Raw genomic sequence first — 19,862 nt, forward strand, 5'->3', positions numbered from 1 at the left:
GGGGTGGACGGGTTGTGTGTCCCCCGGAACACCCACCGTCGAAGGAGCCACACGAGCATGACCGAGCAGGACGGGCACGCGCCCGACGACCAGGCAGCACCCGTCGACCAGTTCGTGTTCGGCGACCCGCGGACCCGCTACCCGAACGTCTCCCCCGAGCCGCAGACCCAGGACGAGCCGGGCCTGCAGTCGCAGATGACCCCGGTCCCCGACCTGGGCGAGGGCTCCTACCGCGGCACCGGACGGCTGCAGGGGCGACGTGCGGTCATCACCGGGGCTGACTCGGGCATCGGCGCGGCCGTCGCGATCGCCTTCGCCCGCGAGGGTGCCGACGTCGTCCTCGCCTACCTGCCCGAGGAGCAGTCCGACGCCGACCACGTGGTCGAGCAGGTCGAGGCCGCCGGTCGCCGCGCCGTGACGGTGCCGGGTGACCTGCGCGACAAGGCGTACGCGGGCGAGTTGATCGAGCGCGCCGTGGCGGACCTCGGCGGGATCGACACGGTCGTGAGCGTCGCCGGCAAGCAGCGCTGGCAGCCCGACCTGCTCGACATCACCGACGACCAGTTCGAGGCGACGTTCGACGTCAACGTGTTCGGGCTGTTCCGGCTCGTGAAGGCCGCGCTCCCCCACCTCGAGTCCGGGTCGACCATCACGACGACCGCGTCGATGGAGGCGTACCAGCCGGCACCCGACCGGCTCGACTACGCCGCGTCGAAGGGCGCGATCAACAACTTCTCGAAGGGGCTGTCGCAGCTCCTCGTGGAGCGCGGGATCCGGGTGAACGTCGTCGCTCCGGGGCCCACCTGGACCGTCCTGCAGCCGAGCGGCGGTGTCGACCCCGAGTCGCTTCCCGAGTTCGGCAGCAGCGAGTCGCCGATGGGCCGCGCCGCGCAGCCCGCCGAGCTCGCGCCGGCCTACGTGTTCCTCGCCTCGCAGGAGTCGAGCTTCGTCGTCGGCGAGACCCTGAACGTCAACGGCGGCATGGTCACGCCGTGATCGGGAATGCCGGAGCCGCCCCCGGCGTCGAACCATCCACAGACCTGCGAAGGAGCACATCATGAGCCTGGACCTCCACGAGGGGCACGGCGCCGACACCGAGCGACGCTGGAACCCCACCACCAAGACGCTGCGCGTGCTGCACGACGAGCACGAGGCGACCTTCGGTCGCTGGCTCGGCCAGATCAACGGTCAGCACTGATCAACGGTCAGCACTGATCAACGGTCAGCACTGATCGACGGACGGCATTGATCGCGGATCGGTGCTGACCGTCGGTCAGCTCCGGTCGGTGGTCAGCACCGATCGACGGACGGGAGGCGCGGTGCCGGCTGGCACCGCGCCTCCCGTCCGCCCGTGGTCCCGCGGACCGCGACCCGGCCCGCTCAGGCCGGGACGCCGCTGACGTTCACGAGCCAGGTGACCCCGAAGCGGTCGGTGAGCATGCCGAACGTGTCGCCCCACGGCGCCTTCGTCAGCGGCTCGATGACGGTCGCGCCGTCGGCGAGGCCCTCCCAGTAGCCGGTGAGCCGTGCCTCGTCGTCGCCGCTGAGGGACACCGAGATGTTGCTCTCGGTCGGCGTCGGCATGCTCGCGGGCGCGTCCGAGGCCATCAGGGTCAGGTCCTCGGCGACGATCTGGCCGTGCATGACCTTGTCGGCGTCGGCCGGGTCCTGGACCATGCCGCCCTCGGCGAAGGTCATCGTCTTGAGCTCCCCGCCGAAGACGCGGTGGTAGAAGTCGAGGGCCTCGCGGGCCTGGTCGCGGAAGCCGATGTACGGGTTGAGCGTGACGGACACGGCGGGGTCCCTTCGGGTCTGACGGACGTCGTCGTCCGGTGGGGACCATGCTGGCAGGTCGTCGCCGCCGGCGGAAGTCCGGCGGGTGCGCGGCCGGTGCCCGACGGACGCCCGGCGGGTGCCCGGCGGGGCCCTGTGGACGCCCGGCGGGTGCTCGCTCGTGGCCGGATCCACAGCGCCGAGCGGCCGGCCTCACGTGCTCCTCCCAGTCACGGAGCGAAGCGCGCCCTGGCCCCGCAGAAGGACTGGGCCGTCAACCGCCGGACCGTCCCCGTCGTCGAGGCCCTGCGTGGCGTGCAGGCGGACTTCGCCCGCACCTCCGGCGGTCGGCAGGTCTCGCTCGCCGACCTCGTCGTGCTCGCCGGGTGCGTCGGCGTCGAGCAGGCGGCACGGGCCACCGGCACCGAGACGACCGTACCGTTCACGCCGGGTCGGGTCGACACCACGCAGGACCGCACCGACGTCGAGATGTTCGAGTGGCTCCGCCCGGTCGCCGACGGCTTCCGGAACTTCGTCTCCCCGCGGTACGACGACTTCGCGGCGGGCGTCGCGCCCGAGGCGGTCTTCCTCGACCGGGCGAACCTGCTCACGCTGACGGCACCCGAGTGGACCGTCCTGACCGGCGGACTGCGCGTGCTCGGCGCGAACTGGGACGGCTCGGACACGGGCGTGCTCACCGACCGGGTGGGCGTGCTCACGACGGACTTCTTCGTCGACCTGACCGACACGGCGCTGGTGTGGACGAAGGACGACGACGCGGCCACGCCCTTCACCGGCCGGGACCAGGCGTCCGGCGAGGCACGGTGGACGGCCTCGCGCGCCGACCTGGTGTTCGGGTCGAACGCGCAGCTGCGGGCCGTCGCCGACGTCGACGCCGGCAGCGACGGCCAGGAGCGGTTCGTCCGCGCCTTCGTCGCGGTCTGGCACAAGGTGATGATGCTCGACCGCTTCGACGTCCGCGCGGGCACCGCCGCTCCGGTCCGATGGCGGCCTGAGCGGGCGACCGTCGGTCTGACCGTGGTCGACTGACGGACGGGAGGCGCGGTGCCGGTCCGGTGCCACGCCTCCCGTCCGCGACCGCTCGCGGTCGGCTCACCGGTCCAGGTCCTCGTCCGCGCCCGCGCCCGCGGCCGCGGACGCGGAGGCGGAGGCGGCCGCGGCTCAGTCGTCGTAGCGGTAGAACCCCCGACCGGTCTTCACGCCGAGGTGCCCGGCGTCGACGTACTCGTGCAGCAGCCGACGCGGCCCCTCCGGCAGGTGCGGGTCCTCGGCGGCGTAGTGGTCCTCGATGTCGAGCACGACGTCGAGACCGACCTGGTCCATCATCCGGAACGGCCCGGCCGGGGCACCCGAGTTGATCCGGAACATGGCGTCGACGTCCTCGGGTGTCGAGACGCCGTCGGCCACGACCGCCAGCGACTCGCGCTTGATGGCCGCCCAGATCCGGTTGAAGATGAACCCGGTCGACTCCCGGCGCGCGACGAACGGGAAGACGCCGTAGCGGGGCAGGTGCTCCTGCAGGAACGTCATGATCCCCGGGTTGGTCTCACCGTCGCTCATCAGGTCGACGGCGTTCTGCTGGGGCGGCATGGAGAAGTGCACGTTGAGGACCCGCTCGCGGTGCTCGACCTCGTCGACCACGAGCCGCGACGGGTACGACGACGAGTTCGTGGCGAGGATCGTGTCGGCGGCGACGAGCCGGTCGAGCTGTCCGAACAGCGGCGTCTTCAGGTCGAGGCGCTCGGGGATCGCCTCGACGACGAGCCAGGCGCCCTCGACGGCCGAGGCGAGGTCGCCGTCACCGCGGACCGAACCGGCGACCGCGCCGTCCCGCGCCGCGACGACCTCGGGCAGCGTGGCCTCGACGTAGGCGACCGCGTCGTCCCGGACCTGCTCGGAGCGGTCGTGGACGCGGACCTCGGCACCCCCGCTCGCGAACATGAGCGCGATGCGGCGGCCGAGCGTGCCGCCTCCGATCACGGCGACGGGGCGGGACCGGTGGTCTGCGGGCAGCTGGTACGCCATCTGGGCTTCCTCTCGGGTGCGGGGTCCCTCGTGGGGACGGATGGGGCCCGGGACTTGTCACTCCGGACCTCTCGATACAGACTGTACTCGATACGATCTGTACTGCAATCGGAAGGACGACCCATGGATCCCCTCGACGCGCTGCGCCGCGGCACCACCCCGCTCACCGCCCCCGTGTACCCGCTGCGCGCCACGCGCTTCCGGGACCGCGAGTACCTCAACGTCGTCTACCGCACCGACCCCGAGGCGCTCCGCGCGGTCGTGCCCGAACCACTGGTCGTCGAGGAGCCCCTCGTCCGGTTCGAGGTCATGAAGATGGGCGAGGTCGACGGCTACGGCCCCTACGTCGAGTCCGGGCAGGCGATCCAGGTCACCCACGACGGCGAGCACGGCGAGTACCTGCACGCCATGTACCTCGACAACTTCGCCGCCACGGTCTCCGGCCGCGAGCTCAGCGCGTACCCGAAGGTGCTCGGCACCCCGCGGCTGCGCGTCGACGAGGGCGCCCTGGTCGGGACGCTCGACCGCGGCGCCGAGCGTGTGGCGACCGCGACGATGGCGTACGAGTGGGAACCGCTCGACCTCGACGAGGCGCGGGCGCAGATCGCGGTGCCGACGTTCATGGTGAAGTTCGTGCCCGACGTCTTCACCCAGGGCCTGCGGGCCGCACACCTCGTGCGCACCGAGATCACCGACGTCACGGTCAAGGAGGCCTGGACCGGACCGGCGCGACTGCAGCTCTTCGAGCACGTCATGGCACCGATGGCCGACCTGCCCGTCCTCGAGGTCGTGAGCGCGTCGCACGTCCTGACCGACCTGACCCTGGCCCCGGTCCGGCCCGTCCACGACTACCTCGCCGCGGTGCCGCCGACGGCTCAGTAGCGTGGACGCATGAGCACTCCCCCTCCGGCAGCCGCGCGACCGGTCCGACGGCGCAGCAGCACCCGGGCGCAGCTCGTCGCGGCCGCCGAGGCGGTGTTCGACGAGACCGGCACCACGGCGGTGAGCGTCGAGGCGGTCGTCAGCCGCGCGGGGTTCACCCGCGGCGCGTTCTACTCGAACTTCAGCAGTGTCGACGAGCTCTTCTTCGCCGTGTACGAGCAGCAGGCGGCCCTGGTGTTCGAGCTGCTCAGCGGCGTGCTCGAGCGCGCCGAGACCGCCGACGACCCGACCATCGACGACGTCGTCCGCGGCGTCGTGTCGGGGCTCCCGCCGGAGGAGAAGTGGTACGCGATCCGCTCGGTGCTGATCACCCGCGCGCGGCACGACGAGGCGCTGAACCGGCTGCTGCGCGAGCACACCGACCACTTCCACGACACCCTGCAGCCGCTGCTCGTCGGCAGCCTCGCGCGGATCGGGCGACGACCGACCGTCGACCCGGCACTGTTCACCCGCGCCGTCGTCGCCGCGCACGTCGGCGCGGTCAGCCAGAGCGTCCTGCACGACGACACCGAGCGCGTCCGCATCGCGGCGGTGGAGGGCTGCATCCTCGGCCTCACGGAACCGGTCCCGCAGCGCTGACGGCGCCGCCTGCGCGCCGCCGCGATGACGGCTTCGGTCGGTGACCGGAGGACGGACGGGAGGCGCGGTGCGGGCCCGCACCGCGCCTCCCGTCCGTCCCGGCGTCCGTCCCGCTCACGGGTGTCGGCCCCGACGACCGGTCACCCGTCACCGGTCCGGCCCCGGCGTCGCCGGGTCAGCGTCCGGAGGACGCCAGTCCGACCATCGCGGCGCTCCGCTCCCAGAGTCCTGCGGCGAGGGCAGGGTCGGCTGCCTGCGGGTTGGTCCGCGCCACGACGCCCTTCTCGTAGTACTCGCCGGAGGTCCAGTCGACGCCGGGCTCCCCCTCGGCGAACTGCGAGATCGGCGCCGCGCCGGCCTCGGGGCCGATGAAGCCGAACACGCGGGCGAGCGGGGTGCGGTACACGAAGCGCATGAGGCTCGTCGTGTCGGCGGCGAAGTTGGTGCGGACCACCCCGGGGTGGAACGCGGCGGCGGACAGCCCGTCGGCGTGGAAGCGCCGGTGCAGTCCCTTGGTGAACAGGACGTTCGCCAGCTTCGCGTCGCCGTAGGCCTTGTTCGACGAGTACCGCCGCTCGTTGCCGAGGTCGTCGAGGTCGATCCGGCCGAACAGCCGTGCCGCGATGCTCGACGTGTTGACCACGGTCGCGTGGCTGTCGAGGAGGGTGTCGAGCAGCAGGTTCGTCAGCAGGAACGGGGCGAGGTGGTTGACCTGGAGCGTCTTCTCGAACCCGTCCGCGGTGCGGGCCCGGTCACCGAAGATCCCGCCGGCGTTGTTCACCAGCACGTCGATGCGGGCGTGCTCGGACCGGAGCGCCGCGGCGAGGGTGCGGACCTGCTCCAGCTCGGCGAAGTCGGCCAGGTGGAACGGCACGTGCAGTTCCTCCGCGAGAGCGCGCGTCTTGTCGGCTGAACGGCCGACGACCACGACGTCGTGCCCGTCCGCGACGAGCTGACGTGCGCCGGCGGCACCGATGCCGTCACTGGCCCCGGTGATGACGATGGTCTTGCGGGACATGGGTCTCCTCGTGCGTGACGACGTGCGGTGGCGGTCGGCTCCGGTCGGCGTCGACCACCCGGAGCCGCGCGCTCGACGGACAGGTCAACCCTGCCACGCGTCCCGGCTGCGGGCCGTCCTGGCGGCGCGGACGGCCGGCGGCTGGTCGGGTTCTCAGGGCTCGCGATGCAGGGTTCGCCATACGATCGTCTCGCGAGGCGGTGCGGCCTGCACTGCTCGGTCGGATCCGTTCCTGTCCGATCCGACCGTCCGCCCATCCGACCGTCCGTCCGTCCGTCCGTCCGTCCGGAGGAGAACCTGATGACGACCTCGACCTCGACCCCGTCCCTCTCGTCCCTGGGGGCGCTCGTGCCCCGGATCGGCCTCGTCGCCGCGGCGGTGGCCGTCGCGGCGACGGCTGCACTCGGCGGGCCCGCGACCCCGACGACCGCCCACGCCGAGTCGGCGCACGGGGGCTCGACCAACAACTCGATCGGGTGGCACGTGCACTGGTGACGCGTCGCACGTCGGCCGGGGCGGGGGGCGTGTCGCCGCCGCCCCGGCCGTCGCGCGTCGCGGGTCCTACCGCGCCGCGAGGTGGGACCTCCAGGACCCCGCGTCGGTGATGTCCGGTGCGTCGACGGTCGCGAGCGGTTCGCAGAGGAAGCCGAGGACCGTGTCGCCGGACCCGAGCTCGACGACGCCCACGGTCATCGGCGCGACGAGCTGCGTCAGGAAGGTGCCGACGCGTGCGGCGGGGATCGACCACCGCTCCCCCGTGATCGCGGCGCCGCCGTCGTGCACGCGGACCAGGCCGGGCTTCGGCGGCGTCGTCGGGAGGGCGTGGAGGCGGTAGCGCGGCGCGGTGACCGCGGGTCCGGCGTGGACGGCACCCAGGTCGGTGAGCTGCCGGTTCAGGGGTTGTCCGCTCATGTGGGCTCCGAACACGGCGATGTCGATCGTCGGCGGACGCCACGGCGCAGATCGCCCCGTCTCGTGCAGGAGGAACCGGTCGGCCAGGTCGGCGAGGGCTGCGTCGGAGAAGGCCGGACCGATGAGCGTGACGCCGAAGGGTCGGCCGTCGGCCTCGGCTCCGGGGACCGCGATCGCCGCGAGGTCGAGCAGGTTGACGAAGTTGGTGAAGGTCCCGACCCACGAGTTCACGCCGATCGGGTCGGCCTGCACGTCGGCGATGCTCGGGTGGCCGGGCGCGGTGGGCAGCAGGAGCGCGTCGACCTCGCCGAGGAGTGTCCGAGCGGTCAGGGCCGCGCGCCGGAGGGTCTGCTGGTCGGCCACCAGGTCGACGGCACTCGGACCGTGCCCGCCCCGGATGATCGCGGTCACGCTCGGGTCCCCCGATCCGTGGTCGGCGTCGAGGTGGTGGCCGACGGCGTACGTGCGCTCGGCGACGAGCGCACCGTCGTAGAGCAGCTTCGCAGCGTCCAGCAGCGGGGTGATGTCCGTCTCGACCAGTTCCGCGCCGGCGGCGCGCAACACCTCGAGCGTCTGGTCGTAGCTGGCGCGCCACGCGGGGCTGAGCGGCGCGAGGTCCGGTTCCCGCGCGATCGCCAGCCGCGACGTGGGCGGCGCGGCGGCGGGAGCAGCCGGGTCCCACGCACGGCTGGTGGGGTCGAGCGGATCGACCCCGGTGATGACGGCGGCGACGTGCTCGGCGACGGCGAGGGTGGGAGCGAACACCGTGACGGTGTCGTAGGACGGAGCCGCAGGGGCCATGCCGCGAGCGGGCACCAGTCCGAGGGTCGGCTTGATGCCGACGAGCCGGTTGTACGCGGCCGGGACCCGACCGGACCCTGCCGTGTCGGTGCCGAGGGCGGCGTCGACGATGCCGAGCGCGGTGGCGACCGCCGACCCGGAACTGGACCCGCCGGACACGAGTCCCGGGTCGAACGCGTTCCGGACGACGCCGTGGGGGCTGCGGGTACCGACGAGACCGGTGGCGAACTGGTCGAGGTTGGTCTTGCCGATCACGACCGCACCGGCGTCCTCGAGGCGGGCGACGGCCGTCGCGCTCTCGTCGGGGACGAACCCGGTCCACGGTGCTGCGCACGTCGTGGGCAGTCCCGCGACGTCGATGTTGTCCTTGACGGCGATCACCGTGCCGGCCAGCGGGAGGCGTTCGGCACCGACCGTGTCCAGGCGTTCCTGCACGGTGCGTGCCCGGGCCAGCGCGTCGTCCCGGTCCCGGAGGGTGATCCAGACCTCCGGTCGGTCGACGGACGCGATCCGCTCGTAGGCCGCGGTGACGCGGGCGACCGGGTCCGGCGTGGGAGCGGCGGCCGTGGGACGGAAGGTGGGAGTGGTGGTGCTCATGGTGCGGGTCGTCTCCGTTTCGGGGCGCTGGCCGGTGGTCAGACGTCGGCGTGGACGTCGGCTGCGGTGACGACGGCGAGGGGCTGGCCCGCCGCCACGGTGTCCCCGGGGGCGACGAGCAGTTCCAGCACGGTGAGGTGGTGCGGCGCCCGGACCGGTGTCTCCATCTTCATCGCCTCGAGCACCAGCAGGTCCGCGCCGTCGTCGAGGACGTCGTCCGCGGCGGCGTCGACCCGCCAGACGGCCCCGGCCATCGGTGCCTCGACGACGGTCGCTCCGTCGGGCAGGCGGCTGTACACGTCGTCCGTGGTCGTCGCAGCGGCCGCTCCGTCGTCGCGCGGTGCGAACTCGCCGGCGGCTTCCCACGCGAGGCGCTCGGTCTCGAACGCGGCGGCCTGACGGGCGCGGAACGCCTCGATGTCCGCGGCGTGTCGGGTGAGGAACTCCTGGTGCTGCCGGAGGGAGAACTCGCCGGGGCGGATGTCGAGCTGCAGCCGGTCCGCTGCCATCTCGGCGCGCAGGTCGGTGAGTTCGTCGGGGCTGACGAGGTGGAACCTGATGCGGTCGAAGAACCGCAGCAGCCAGGGGTGTCCGTCGGTGAAGGACGTCCGTCGCGCTCGGAGGCCGGCCCAGATGGGGACGGTGCGCCCGACGAGCTGGTAGCCGCCGGGGCTGTCCATGCCGTAGATGCACATGTACGTGCCGCCGATGCCGACGGTTCCCTCTGCCGTCCAGGTCCGGGCCGGGTTGTACTTGGTGGTCAGGAGTCGGTGCCGGGGGTCCAGCGGCGCGGCGGCGGGGGCGCCGAGGTACACGTCGCCGAGTCCGAGGACCATGTACTCGGCCTCGGTGACGATGCGTTGCACGTCGTCGGTGGTCTCCAGCCCGTTGGCGCGGCGGATGAACTCGATGTTCGAGGGGTTCCACGGGGCGTCGTCGCGGATGAGGGAGCCGTAGCGGGCGATCGCCTCGGCGACGGTCGGGTCGTCCCACGAGAGCGGCAGGTGCACTTCCCTGCTCGGGACGACGAGGTCGTCCGTGGCGGGCAGGTGCTGCTCGATCTCGACCAGCAGGTCGACGAGGCGTCGGATCGGCAGCACCGCGGGGTCGACGTGCAGGTGCAGCGACCGCACGCCGGGCGTCTGGTCGACCAGCCCGGCCGGCGCCGCCTCCCGGAGGCCCTGCATCAGGGCGTGGACCCGCATGCGCAGGCCGAGGTCCAACGTCATCGGCCCGTACTCGACGAGCACGTTGTCGTCGCCGCCGCGCCGGTACACCACCGCCGGCGTCGTCCCGATGGCGGGCAGGGCGGCCAGGACGCCGTCGTCGTCGTCGCGACGGCTCAGGGTCGGCGTGAAGACGGTGTTCGTGCGGTTCGCCTCGGCGATCGCGGGCAGCTGGGTGCTGTCGACGGGGACGAACCGGAGGGTGTCGCCGGGGCGGAGTTGGCCGAGCTTCCAGCGGTCCGCGCTCACCACGGTGACCGGACACGCGAACCCGCCGAGACTCGGCCCGTCCGGGCCGAGGACGGAGGGGGTGTCGCCGGTGAAGTTGACGGCGCCGACGGAGTACGCGTTGTCGTGCAGGTTCGAGGGGTGCAGGCCGGCCTCCCCACCGTCGCTGCGCGCCCACGTCGGTCTCGGGCCGATCAGGCGCACCCCCGTGCGGGCGGCGTGGAAGTGCACGGTCCACGTGGCGTCGTAGAGCTGCTGCACGTCCTCCCGGGTGAAGTACTCCGGGGCGGGCTGGGGGCCCTCGGTGACGTGCAGCTCCCAGCTGCTGCTCGTGCTGATCCGGGCGGCGGGATCGATGACGGTCGGCGTGGCCAGCGACGTGGTGGTGGTGGCACGGAGGACGTCCCCGGTGGCGATCGGGCGGCCGCCGTGCCCGCCGAAGCGGCCCTGCTCGAAGGTGGCTGCGCTGCCGAGGTAGCTGGGCACGTCGAGGCCGCCGCGGACGGCGAGGTAGGTGCGCACCCCGGTCCCGCGGACGGTGCCGACGTCGAGCGTGCCGCCCGCGGGGACGGTGATCGGCTCCCACTGCGGGACGGCGACCCCGTCGACCGTGACGGGTGCGGGTGCGCCGGTGACGGCGACGACGGTCTCCTCCGTGAACCGCAGCGCCGGTCCGGAGACGGTGCACTCCAGGGCCGGGGCGCCCTCCGGGTTGCCGACGGCGGTGTTCGCCGCCCGGAAGGAGCGGTCGTCCATGGGGCCGCCGGGGCTGATGCCGACCTGCCAGAGACCGATCCGGCCGGGCCAGTCCTGGACGGTCGTCGATGCGCCGCCCCGGAGCACGTCGATGCGTGGCCGGGGATCGGAGACGTCCTCGAGGAGGTTCGTGGTCACGGCCGCGTCGAGCACCGCGTCGGTGGTGCAGATCGCCCCCAGCAGGCCGAGGTTCGACTCGATGCCGGCGACCTCGGTGTCCGACAGGGCGCGCTGCAGGGCGGCGAAGGCGGTGCGACGGTCGTCGGCGGTGACGATCACCTTCGCGAGCATGGGGTCGTAGACCGGAGAGACCTCGTCGCCCGTCTCGACGCCCGTCTCGATCCGCACGTCGCCGCGCTCCGCACCGTCGGTGTCGGGGAACCGGACCCGGGTGAGCAGCCCCGTGGAGGGCTGGTAGTGCTTCACCGGGTCCTCGGCGTAGACACGCGCTTCGATCGCGTGACGACCGTTCGGGACGGGTGTGGTGCCGGCGAGGAAGCCGGACGGGCCGGTGTCGCCGAGTCCGACGCGGAGCATCCACTCGACGAGGTCGACGTCGAAGACCTGCTCGGTGACGGGGTGTTCGACCTGGAGGCGGGTGTTGAGCTCGAGGAAGTACACCTGTTGCGTGTCGGTGTCGTAGACGAACTCGACCGTCCCCGCGGACCGGTAGCCGACGTGCTCGGCCAGTGCGGTCGCGCTGGCGTGCATCAGCGTGCGGACGTGTCCGGGCAGGTCCGGGGCGGGGGCTTCCTCGACGACCTTCTGGTGTCGGCGCTGGAGGCTGCAGTCCCGGTCGCCGAGGATCCGGACGGTCCCGTCGCCGTCGCCGAAGACCTGCACCTCGAGGTGGCGCGCACGGGCGATGAACTTCTCGACGAAGACCCCCGGTGTGGCGAAGTTCGCAGCCGCCAGTCGGGTCACGGACCCGAACGCTGCCCGCAGGTCGGCCTCGTTCCAGCAGGTGGAGATCCCCACGCCGCCACCCCCGCCGGAGGCCTTGACCATCACCGGGTAGCCGATCCGCTCCGCGGCCGTCGCCGCCTCGTCGACGGTGTCGACCAGTCCTGACCCGGGCACGCAGGGCACACCGCACTCCGTCGCGATCGCGATGGCGGTGTGCTTCGGTCCGAACGCCTCGATCTGCTGCCACGTCGGTCCGATGAACACCAGCCCGGCGGCTTCGACCGCTCGGGCGAACCCGGGGTTCTCGGACAGGAACCCGTAGCCCGGGTGGACGGCGCCGGCCCCGGACGCCCGTGCGGCGGCGAGGATGCGGTCGACGTCGAGGTAGCTCTGCTCCGGGGCGGCCGGGCCGAGGCGGTGCGCTTCGTCGGCCTCGCGCACGTGGGCGCTGGCACGGTCCGCGTCGGAGTACACCGCGATGGTGCGCAGGCCCATCCGCTTCGCGGTGCGGATGACGCGGCGGGCGATCTCCCCGCGGTTGGCGATCAGGACGCTCTCGAACGCAGGCTGCTGCTCAGGCATGGTGGTGGTTGCCTTCCCGGGTGGTGGCGAGACGGAGGAGGGGCGCCGCCCGCGCCGACCGACGGCGGCGCGGGCGGCGGTCGGGGTGGGGTCAGAGGACGCCGCGGGTGACCATGTTGGTGATCGCGCGCGTCGCGCGCGCCATCACCGTGTCCATGGACTCGCCGATGTGTTCCCCGAGCGCGGTCTTGGCCTGCTCGAGGTGTCCGGCGACCACCAGGTCACCGATCGCGAGGTGTTCGTCGATGGTGGCGGTGATGCGGTCTTCGGTCACGTAGTCGTACATGCGGACCGCGCGGATGCGGTGGTTGACGCTCTCCAGCGCCTCGACGAGGGCTTCGTTCCCGGCGGCGCGGCACAGTGTGACGTGGAAGCGTTCGTCGTCCATCACGAACTGGGGCGTGGGCGACGGGGGCGATCGTCGCAGCTCCCGCCACCGGTCCAGCTCCGCGCCGAGGAGCGCGAAGTCGTAGCCGGCGAGCTCCCGTTCGACGGTGCGCTGCACGCCGCGCATCTCGATCGTGACGCGGAGCTCGTACAGCTCGGCCAGGTGGTGCAGGTCAGGCAGCACCACCCGGTACCCGTACTCGTCGTTGTCGATCAGCCCGTCGGCACGGAGCATGAACAGCGCCGTCCGGACCGGCGTGCGGGACACCTGCAGTTCGTGCGCGATCGCGTCCTCGCGGAGTCGGCTGCGCGGCGCGTACCGGCCGTTCATCAGCTGTTCCCGGAGGTGCTCGTAGACGACGTCGGTGCGGGAACGCCCCCGCCGACCCGTCGCGGGGGCCCGGTCGTCCGCGGCGGTCATCGCTGCTCCGGCAGGACGTACCGGCCCGTCTTGTCCGTCGCCAACGCCAGGGACGAGATGTACTGCGCCGACCCGTCCGGAGCGCGTTCTGCCGAGAGCAGCATGTCCGGGCGTTCGAACTCGAGGCCCGTGACGTGGCAGCGCAGCAGCTCCCCGCTGGGGTTCCCGTCGGCGTCGAGCATCGGCAGGTCGATGCCGTCGTCGGTGCGGCGCAGGTAGAACCGCCCGCGGGTCAGCACCGCCGTCAGGGGCGTCACCACGATCGGGATCGCGACGGCGAAGATCGCCGAGAACGGAGCGACGCCGGGACCGAACGCACCGAAGAAGACCGCGATCGAGACGCCGGCGGCGAGCAGGAGCGACACCACCCCGACCGGGTTCCAGGCGTACAGCATGCCGCGGCGGAACTCCGGGTGCTTCGGCGACAAGCCCAGCAGGTACTTGTTGACGGCGATGTCCACGGCGACCGTCACGATCCAGGCCATCCCGCAGTTGGCGTAGAAGCCGAGGATGGTGTTGAGGAAGTCGAACATCTTCAGCTCCATCAGCGCCAACGCGATCGCGAGGTTGACGACGACGAACACGAGCCGGCCCGGGTACGTGCGGGTGACCCGGGTGAAGGCGTTCGTCCACGCCAGCGAGCCGGAGTAGGCGTTGGTGACGTTGATCTTGATCTGCGACAGCACCACCAGGACCACGGCGAGCGTCATGGCCAGCCACCCCGGCATCATCCGCTCGTACACGCCGAGGAACTGGTGCACCGGCTCGTTCGCCGTCGCCGACGCTGCCGGGTCGAGCGTCGCGATCAGGTAGACGGCGATGAAGAGGCCGATCGCCTGCTTCAACGCGCCGAACACCACCCAACCCGGGCCCGCGATGATCACCGCACGCCACCACGAGCGACGGTTCGCGTCGGTGCGGGGCGGCATGAACCGGAGGTAGTCGATCTGCTCGGCGATCTGCGCGATCAGCGACAGGCACACACCCGCAGCGAGCATGACCGATGCGGGACTGACCCCGGTCCCGGAGCCGTCCTTGCCCGCGTAGGCGAAGAAGGTCGACAGCGACGACGGGTCGGAGACGAGCAGGTAGGCCAGCGGCACCACCATGAGCACCAACCAGAACGGGGTGGTCCACACCTGCAGCTTCGAGAGCGCCTTCATTCCGTACACGACCAGCGGGATGACGATCAGCGTGGACACGGCGTACCCGAGCGGCCGCGGCACGTGCAGCCCGAGCTCCAGGCCCTGCGCCATGATCGACCCCTCGAGGGCGAAGAAGATGAACGTGAAGGTGGCGAAGACCACGTTCGTGATCACCGAGCCGTAGTACCCGAAACCCGACCCCCGGGTGATGAGGTCCAGGTCGATGTTGTACCGGGCGGCGTAGTACGCCAGCGGGATCCCCGTGACGAAGATGACCACCGCGGCGACGAGGATGCCCAGCAGCGCGTTCGTCGTCCCGTAGGCGATGCCGGCGTTCGCGCCGATCGAGAAGTCGGCGAGGTACGCGATCCCGCCCAGTGCGCTCGTCGCGACGACTCCTGCGCCCCACTTCCGGTAGGAGCGAGGAGCGAAGCGCAGCGTGTAGTCCTCCAGGCTCTCCCGCGTCGCAGCGCGGGTGTCGGACGATGCGGAGGAGCCAGGAACAGTGATGGTGCCGTCGTGAGGTGCCTCGACGTCAGTGGACACGGCGAACCCTTTCGATCGGTGGTGCACGGCTGAGGTGAAGACCCGGAACGACACACACCACGTCATCGGAGTGGACCGGGCGACGCCACCGGGACACGACCGGGGGCGTGGCAACGAGCCTGGCGACGGGATGTTTCCGGCATGTTCCCCGGAACGAACTTTCCTGTGTCGACAGCGCTGGACACACTGTTGTACACAACTTCGCGGGCCCGGTCGTGCGACGCTCGGTGCACCTCACCCGTCCAGGAACAGACCCGGAGGCCTACCGTGACCACGACCAGCACCACCACCACGCCGCACGTCCTCGGCGATCTCGTCGCCCGCGGAACCACTGCGAACGTCGCCACCGTCGTCGCCGGGACCGGTCTCTTCGCAGCGGCAGCGCAGCTGACCGTCCCGCTGTGGCCCGTACCGATCACCGGTCAGACGTTCGCGGTCCTCGTCCTCGGCGCCGCGCTCGGCACCCGCCGGGCAGCCGCCGCCACCAGCCTCTACCTCGTCGCCGGCACCGTCGGTCTGCCGGTCTTCACCGGCGGCGCCTCCGGCAACCCGTTCGCGATGCCCTCCGGCGGCTACCTCGTCGGTTTCGTCGTCGCCGCCGCCCTCGTCGGCTTCCTCGCCGAGCGAGGCTGGGACCGCACACCGCTGCGCTCCCTCGCCGCGTTCGGGCTCGGTTCCGCCGCGATGTACGCCGTCGCGCTGCCCTGGCTCGCGATCAGCCTCACGCACCTCGGCGCTCCGCACTCCCCCGCAGCCGTCCTCGGCGCAGGACTCGTGCCGTTCCTCGTCGGTGACGCGCTCAAGGCCCTGCTCGCCGCCGGACTCCTCCCGCTGACCTGGCGACTGACCTGGCGACTCGTCCCCCGCCGTCCGCGCCGGGCACACCAGGGTCGACGGACCAGCGGACCTTCCGCCTGAGTCCTTCCGCGGCGCACGCGTCCCGTCCGGATCCTGTCCGGGGCGTCCGCTCCCTCCGCTCACCGCGACCGGCGACCGGCGACCGGCGACCGGCGACCGGCGACCGGCGACGATCGTCCCTCCGGAGCGCCGGTGGGCGGCGCGCCGGAGCACGCCGCCCACGCGCGTGTCGCACCTCAGCCGCAGTGCGACTTCCAGACCTGCGGGAAGTCGAACCAGTACCCGCGACCGCATCCACCGCTCTTGATGAACTCCGCCGCACCGGCGACGAGGACCCCGAGGGCGGTGCACGAGGTCTTCGACAGGTCGAGGCTGATGCAGACGGCGGCGAGGTAGACGCCCGCACCGACGGTGACGATCGTGCGGACCACCTGGCCGGAGAGGAAGTACTCGTGGTTGCTCCACCAGTGCTTGCTCTCCCCGATCTCGGCGGCCGGGTCCCCGGCCGCGGTGCGCGGCGCGGCGACGGCACCACCGTCACCGGAGGTGCCGAGCAGCTGCTGCGGCGTCATCCGCGATGCCGTCGCACGCGCCTCCGCGTCCTCCTGCGTGGTCAGGTCGGTCCAGTGGCGCATCGTCTGTCCACCGATGCTGAAGCCAGTCGTCGCGACCTGGTCGAGCATCGTCGACGAGAGCGCCCCGGACCGGATGTCCACCAGGACGGTGCCGCGCTCGATCGAGCGGACCACTGCCGCTCGTGCATCCGACGGAGTGGTCGTCGACGCGGACGCCGGCCCGGGCGCGACGAGCACCGCGAGTAGGACCGCCAGGGTCGACACGGTGAGCGCGAGGAGCGTGGTGCGCCGGCGCTCGGTGGCACGAGTCGGAACGAGGGTTCCCATGACTGTTCTCCTTGCTGACGAGGGGTGACCATCACCCGTCGGGATCGTCGGTGCCGGAACCGACGTACGGCCGAAGGACGACCCCTCCGCCGACCAACTCGGGGTGACGGTCAGACGAACGTCTGGTGAGTGCGCGTTCAGCGGCGCGACCCGACGCGATCCTGGTCGTGCAGGTCAGCAGGCCGCACCGCCCGATGGCACGGCCGCCGCCGGCTCGCTGAACGACCTCTCCGTCTGCGCCGACAGCCCGCGTGCACGCTGGGAATCAGCAGCGGTGGCCCCATCCTTCGCCATACGATCGTCTGACGAAGACCGATGATCTGTCAGGGACGAGGCCGGGCCGATGACCACAGCAGTGCGATGGAGTGACGACGTGCAGGCAGCGGCAGCGCAGCGCCTCGTGGCCCCGGGTGGCATGATCGTCGCCCCCACCAAGGTCGGCTACATCGTGATGACGACCGATCGACGTGGCCTGGAGCGGAAGTTCGACGCCAAGCAGCGGCCCCTGTCGAAGCCCGGGGTGGTCCTCGTCAGCTCGCTCGAGATGGTGCATCGACTGGCCGAGACGACGCCGGAGATCGACGCACTCTACGAACGCTGCTGGAACGAGGACGTCCTGCTCGGCTGCATCCTCCCCTGGCGCCCGGACGGACTGCGACACATCCCCGACGACGGCTCCCGCGAACTCGTGATGGACAGCCGGGCGACGTCGTGCTTCGTCATCCGCTTCGGAGTGCCGGCCGAATCGATCGCGCGAGACCTCTGGGAGCAGCACGAACTGCTCTCGTTCGCGAGTTCGGCGAACCCGTCCGGGCAGGGGAACCGCGGTGTCCTCGCCGGGATCGGCGATCGGATCGCTGGCGCAGCGGACCTCCTCGTCGAGGCCGACGACTACGTCGCCTCCGTCCAGCCCGACCGCGACGCTGACACCCGCTGGGAACAGGGCGTCATGGTGTCGATGGTCGACCAGGACGGGCACCTCGTGCCCGAGCAACACGGAGCCCGCTCGGTCGCTCCGGTTCCGACGCTCATCCGGAAGGGACTCGACCTCGACCGCATCATGCGGTTCCTGTCCGACCAGTTCCCGAGCTGGGACCACCGCCACGGGCAGTACCACTAGGCAGGCGTCCGACCGAGTGAGGACCGGGAGCACGCCGTCCGAACTCGTCGATCGCGTCGGGACGCGTCCGTCCGAAGTCCCCGATCGCGACCGCCCGCAGGAGCGGGTGCACCGACTGTCCTCACGAGCACGAGCACGAGCACGAGTCGCGGGACGGGTTCCGCAGCGCGGGATCACCCGCGACCACCCAGCCACCCGTCGGATCAGGAGTCACCATGACGAACACACCGTCCCCATCCCGCCACGTCGAGACGTTCACCGGCATCGCGACCGGTGAGCAGATCCTCGTCTGGTGCGACTGCCCCGTGGGGCACGACCACCGCTCCGGACCAGGCGACACCACTGGCGCTCGGTAGTCGATCGGCACCGGACACCGGATCGGGCCCACGAGTCGGCGGGGAGCTCGGGCTGGCACGGGACGGCTCGGTCCTCGACCGTGCACGTGGAGTCGAGCGCGCCGCCCGATGTGGAGCGCCGTCGAACGGTCCCGAACGCCCTAGAGTTCGAATCGAGGACGCGCGGCGTCCCTGACGGAAGAGAGACGCATGCGGGTTGCGATCACGGGCGGGACCGGCTTCGTCGGACGGCACCTCGCGGAGCGGTACGACCCCGAGGACGTGGTGATCGTCTCCCGTCGGACCGGGATCGAGATCGACGACGTCGACGCGCTCACCGAGGCGTTCGCGGGCGTCGACACCGTGGCGCACTGCGCGGGCATCAACCGCGAGATCGGTGACCAGTCGTTCGAGCGGGTGCACATCCGCGGGACGGCCGCCGTGCTCGAAGCAGCGCACCGGGCAGGGGTGCAGCGAGTCGTCCTCCTGAGCTTCCTGCGGGCGCGACCGGGCACGGGGTCTCCGTACCACGAGACGAAGTGGGCAGCGGAGGAGATGGTCCGCGCCTCTGGGCTCGACTACACCGTGCTCAAGGCCGGCATGATCTACGGCCACGGTGACCGCCTCGTCGACCATCTCAGCCACACCGTGCAGACCGTGCCGCTGTTCGCTTCCGTCGGTCTGCGCGAGAAGACGATCAGCCCGATCCCGGTCGCTGAACTCGTGGACGTGCTGGTCGGCGCACTGGAGGGACGACTGTCACGCAGGACCGTCGCGGTCCGCGGCGGCGAGGCGCTGCTGCTCAGCGAGGCCGTCCGCCGTGTCGCCGGCGTGGTCGGTCGGCCGGTGTGGGTGTTCCCGGCACCGGTCTGGGCGCACCGGGTGCTCGCGCAGGTCACCGAGTGGACGATGCGGGTGCCACTCGTCGCCAAGGCGCAGGTGCGGATGCTCGCCGAGGGTGTCACGGAGGCGACACAGCCCGCCGGGGAACTGCCCGACGACCTGGCACCGAAGGCCCGCTTCGACAGTGATCACATCCTGGCCGCACTCCCACCCCGAGGCGGCTTCACGTGTCGAGACCTCCGACTGCCGGGACGTCCCTGACCCGTTCGGAGGGCCGCTCTCTCCTGAGCCGCTCCCGCGCTCGACGCTCAGTACGCTTGCTCGCGGGCGCCGGCCGTCGGCTGTCGGTCAGTGTGGAAGGGAATCATGTTGCCGCTGCCGTCGAATCCGGACGAGTGGGTCCTCCACCCCGCTCCGGCGTGGGGCGACAAGGTCGACTTCGTTGCGAACACGACGTTCGATGACAGCGGCCCAGGGTCGCTCCGGTTCGAACAGTTGCTCTTCGAGAAGCTCCGTGACCAGCGCCACCGGCTGTGCTGCATCCCGTTCTTCACCTACGGCTTCTGCCTCGGTGATGTCGTCGCGCTCGCGGACGACGCCGAGATCGGCCTGACCCCTGGGGACGTCCTGGAGCGGAGCGATCACTGGTCGCTTCGCGTCCTCCTCGCACCCGACGGAGACGTCGCCGCGTTGCGGGACCTGCTCACGACCCACTGCGCAGCGGTCGAGACGCGCGGGCGCCTCGTGGCTTGCTCCGTCGTCGGTCGTGGACGGCTGGAGTCCCTCCGTCGGGGCCTCGACGAACTGGAGCGCGGCGAGCACCTCTCGTACGAGACCGCTTGGATCTGACGGAGCCAGCACCATCGGGTCCCGGTGGCCGCTCGGGTCGCGATGTGACCAGCCGAGAGTGGTGGGCTCATCCTGCCCGTAGCGCCACGC

At 71.7% G+C, this 19,862-nt stretch carries 18 protein-coding genes; 10 read left to right on the forward strand and 8 right to left on the reverse strand.

The window, feature by feature from the left end; genetic code table 11:
* The first annotated feature begins 57 nt into the window (after positions 1-57).
* Together BEP24_RS01195 and BEP24_RS17330 are read left to right on the forward strand one after the other, a co-directional pair.
* On the forward strand, positions 58-996 hold the full coding sequence (locus BEP24_RS01195; RefSeq protein WP_065959427.1) for an SDR family oxidoreductase: 939 nt from the start codon (positions 58-60) through the stop codon (positions 994-996).
* Positions 997-1,057: 61 nt separating this feature from the next.
* Positions 1,058-1,198: a hypothetical protein gene (locus tag BEP24_RS17330; RefSeq protein ID WP_171898688.1), complete on the forward strand. Its 141-nt coding sequence runs from the start codon at positions 1,058-1,060 to the stop codon at positions 1,196-1,198.
* Between the two features lie 182 nt (positions 1,199-1,380).
* Here the strand turns inward: BEP24_RS17330 and BEP24_RS01200 are convergent, their stop codons facing one another.
* Entirely contained in the window at positions 1,381-1,794 is a 414-nt protein-coding gene (locus BEP24_RS01200) for a VOC family protein (RefSeq protein WP_065959429.1), read from the reverse strand.
* Positions 1,795-1,944: 150 nt separating this feature from the next.
* Between BEP24_RS01200 and BEP24_RS01205 the strand changes: the two genes are divergently transcribed.
* Positions 1,945-2,823 carry a peroxidase family protein gene (locus BEP24_RS01205; RefSeq protein ID WP_216093095.1) on the forward strand — a complete coding sequence of 293 codons (879 nt, stop codon included), beginning with the start codon at positions 1,945-1,947 and terminating at the stop codon, positions 2,821-2,823.
* A gap of 132 nt (positions 2,824-2,955) precedes the next feature.
* On the opposite strand, the gene BEP24_RS01210 is transcribed toward BEP24_RS01205, so the two are convergent.
* Positions 2,956-3,819 carry a 3-hydroxyacyl-CoA dehydrogenase family protein gene (locus BEP24_RS01210; protein ID WP_065959432.1) on the reverse strand — a complete coding sequence of 288 codons (864 nt, stop codon included), beginning with the start codon at positions 3,817-3,819 and terminating at the stop codon, positions 2,956-2,958.
* Positions 3,820-3,942: 123 nt separating this feature from the next.
* On the opposite strand from BEP24_RS01210, the gene BEP24_RS01215 reads away from it, so the two are divergent.
* Both BEP24_RS01215 and BEP24_RS01220 read left to right on the forward strand, forming a co-directional pair.
* Positions 3,943-4,701, forward strand: coding sequence for an acetoacetate decarboxylase (locus tag BEP24_RS01215; protein ID WP_065959434.1), 759 nt, complete (start codon positions 3,943-3,945; stop codon positions 4,699-4,701).
* Positions 4,702-4,710: 9 nt separating this feature from the next.
* The gene (locus BEP24_RS01220) at positions 4,711-5,340 is read left to right on the forward strand and encodes a TetR/AcrR family transcriptional regulator (RefSeq protein WP_065959436.1); all 630 of its coding nucleotides are present in this window, start codon (positions 4,711-4,713) and stop codon (positions 5,338-5,340) included.
* 175 nt (positions 5,341-5,515) lie between these two features.
* Here the strand turns inward: BEP24_RS01220 and BEP24_RS01225 are convergent, their stop codons facing one another.
* The gene (locus BEP24_RS01225) at positions 5,516-6,358 is read right to left on the reverse strand and encodes an SDR family NAD(P)-dependent oxidoreductase (protein WP_065959438.1); all 843 of its coding nucleotides are present in this window, start codon (positions 6,356-6,358) and stop codon (positions 5,516-5,518) included.
* Between the two features lie 300 nt (positions 6,359-6,658).
* Here BEP24_RS01225 and BEP24_RS01230 point away from each other — a divergent pair, with 300 nt between their 5' ends.
* Complete coding sequence (locus BEP24_RS01230) at positions 6,659-6,853, forward strand: hypothetical protein (RefSeq protein ID WP_065959440.1); 195 nt, start codon at positions 6,659-6,661, stop codon at positions 6,851-6,853.
* Between the two features lie 66 nt (positions 6,854-6,919).
* Here BEP24_RS01230 and atzF read toward each other — a convergent pair whose 3' ends face one another.
* The 4 genes from atzF to BEP24_RS01250 all read right to left on the reverse strand — a co-directional run bounded on the left by atzF (position 6,920) and on the right by BEP24_RS01250 (position 14,865).
* Positions 6,920-8,668 (reverse strand): allophanate hydrolase, encoded by a 1,749-nt coding sequence (gene atzF / locus BEP24_RS01235; RefSeq protein ID WP_065959443.1) that lies wholly within the window; start codon positions 8,666-8,668, stop codon positions 6,920-6,922.
* 38 nt (positions 8,669-8,706) lie between these two features.
* Positions 8,707-12,366: an urea carboxylase gene (gene uca, locus BEP24_RS01240; RefSeq protein ID WP_065959445.1), complete on the reverse strand. Its 3,660-nt coding sequence runs from the start codon at positions 12,364-12,366 to the stop codon at positions 8,707-8,709.
* Positions 12,367-12,457: 91 nt separating this feature from the next.
* A complete protein-coding gene (locus tag BEP24_RS01245) occupies positions 12,458-13,174 on the reverse strand; it encodes a GntR family transcriptional regulator (RefSeq protein WP_065959447.1) in 717 nt (238 codons plus the stop codon).
* Positions 13,171-14,865: a cytosine permease gene (locus BEP24_RS01250; RefSeq protein ID WP_083229979.1), complete on the reverse strand. Its 1,695-nt coding sequence runs from the start codon at positions 14,863-14,865 to the stop codon at positions 13,171-13,173. The genes BEP24_RS01245 and BEP24_RS01250 overlap by 4 nt, the downstream gene beginning before the upstream one ends.
* A 267-nt stretch (positions 14,866-15,132) precedes the next feature.
* Between BEP24_RS01250 and BEP24_RS01255 the strand changes: the two genes are divergently transcribed.
* On the forward strand, positions 15,133-15,783 hold the full coding sequence (locus tag BEP24_RS01255) for a biotin transporter BioY (RefSeq protein ID WP_065959449.1): 651 nt from the start codon (positions 15,133-15,135) through the stop codon (positions 15,781-15,783).
* 176 nt (positions 15,784-15,959) lie between these two features.
* Here BEP24_RS01255 and BEP24_RS01260 read toward each other — a convergent pair whose 3' ends face one another.
* Positions 15,960-16,625, reverse strand: coding sequence for a hypothetical protein (locus BEP24_RS01260; protein WP_065959450.1), 666 nt, complete (start codon positions 16,623-16,625; stop codon positions 15,960-15,962).
* A 343-nt stretch (positions 16,626-16,968) separates the two neighbouring features.
* On the opposite strand from BEP24_RS01260, the gene BEP24_RS01265 reads away from it, so the two are divergent.
* The 3 genes from BEP24_RS01265 (at position 16,969) to BEP24_RS01275 (ending at position 19,772) form a co-directional block, all read left to right on the forward strand.
* Positions 16,969-17,745 (forward strand): Sua5/YciO/YrdC/YwlC family protein, encoded by a 777-nt coding sequence (locus BEP24_RS01265; protein ID WP_065959451.1) that lies wholly within the window; start codon positions 16,969-16,971, stop codon positions 17,743-17,745.
* 545 nt (positions 17,746-18,290) lie between these two features.
* A complete protein-coding gene (locus tag BEP24_RS01270; RefSeq protein ID WP_065959454.1) occupies positions 18,291-19,184 on the forward strand; it encodes an NAD-dependent epimerase/dehydratase family protein in 894 nt (297 codons plus the stop codon).
* 105 nt (positions 19,185-19,289) lie between these two features.
* On the forward strand, positions 19,290-19,772 hold the full coding sequence (locus tag BEP24_RS01275; protein WP_065959457.1) for a DUF4265 domain-containing protein: 483 nt from the start codon (positions 19,290-19,292) through the stop codon (positions 19,770-19,772).
* The last annotated feature ends 90 nt before the right edge of the window (positions 19,773-19,862 follow it).

Origin of the sequence: Curtobacterium sp. UCD-KPL2560 (genome assembly GCF_001705035.1) — a bacterium.
Taxonomy (GTDB): Bacteria; Actinomycetota; Actinomycetes; order Actinomycetales; family Microbacteriaceae; genus Curtobacterium.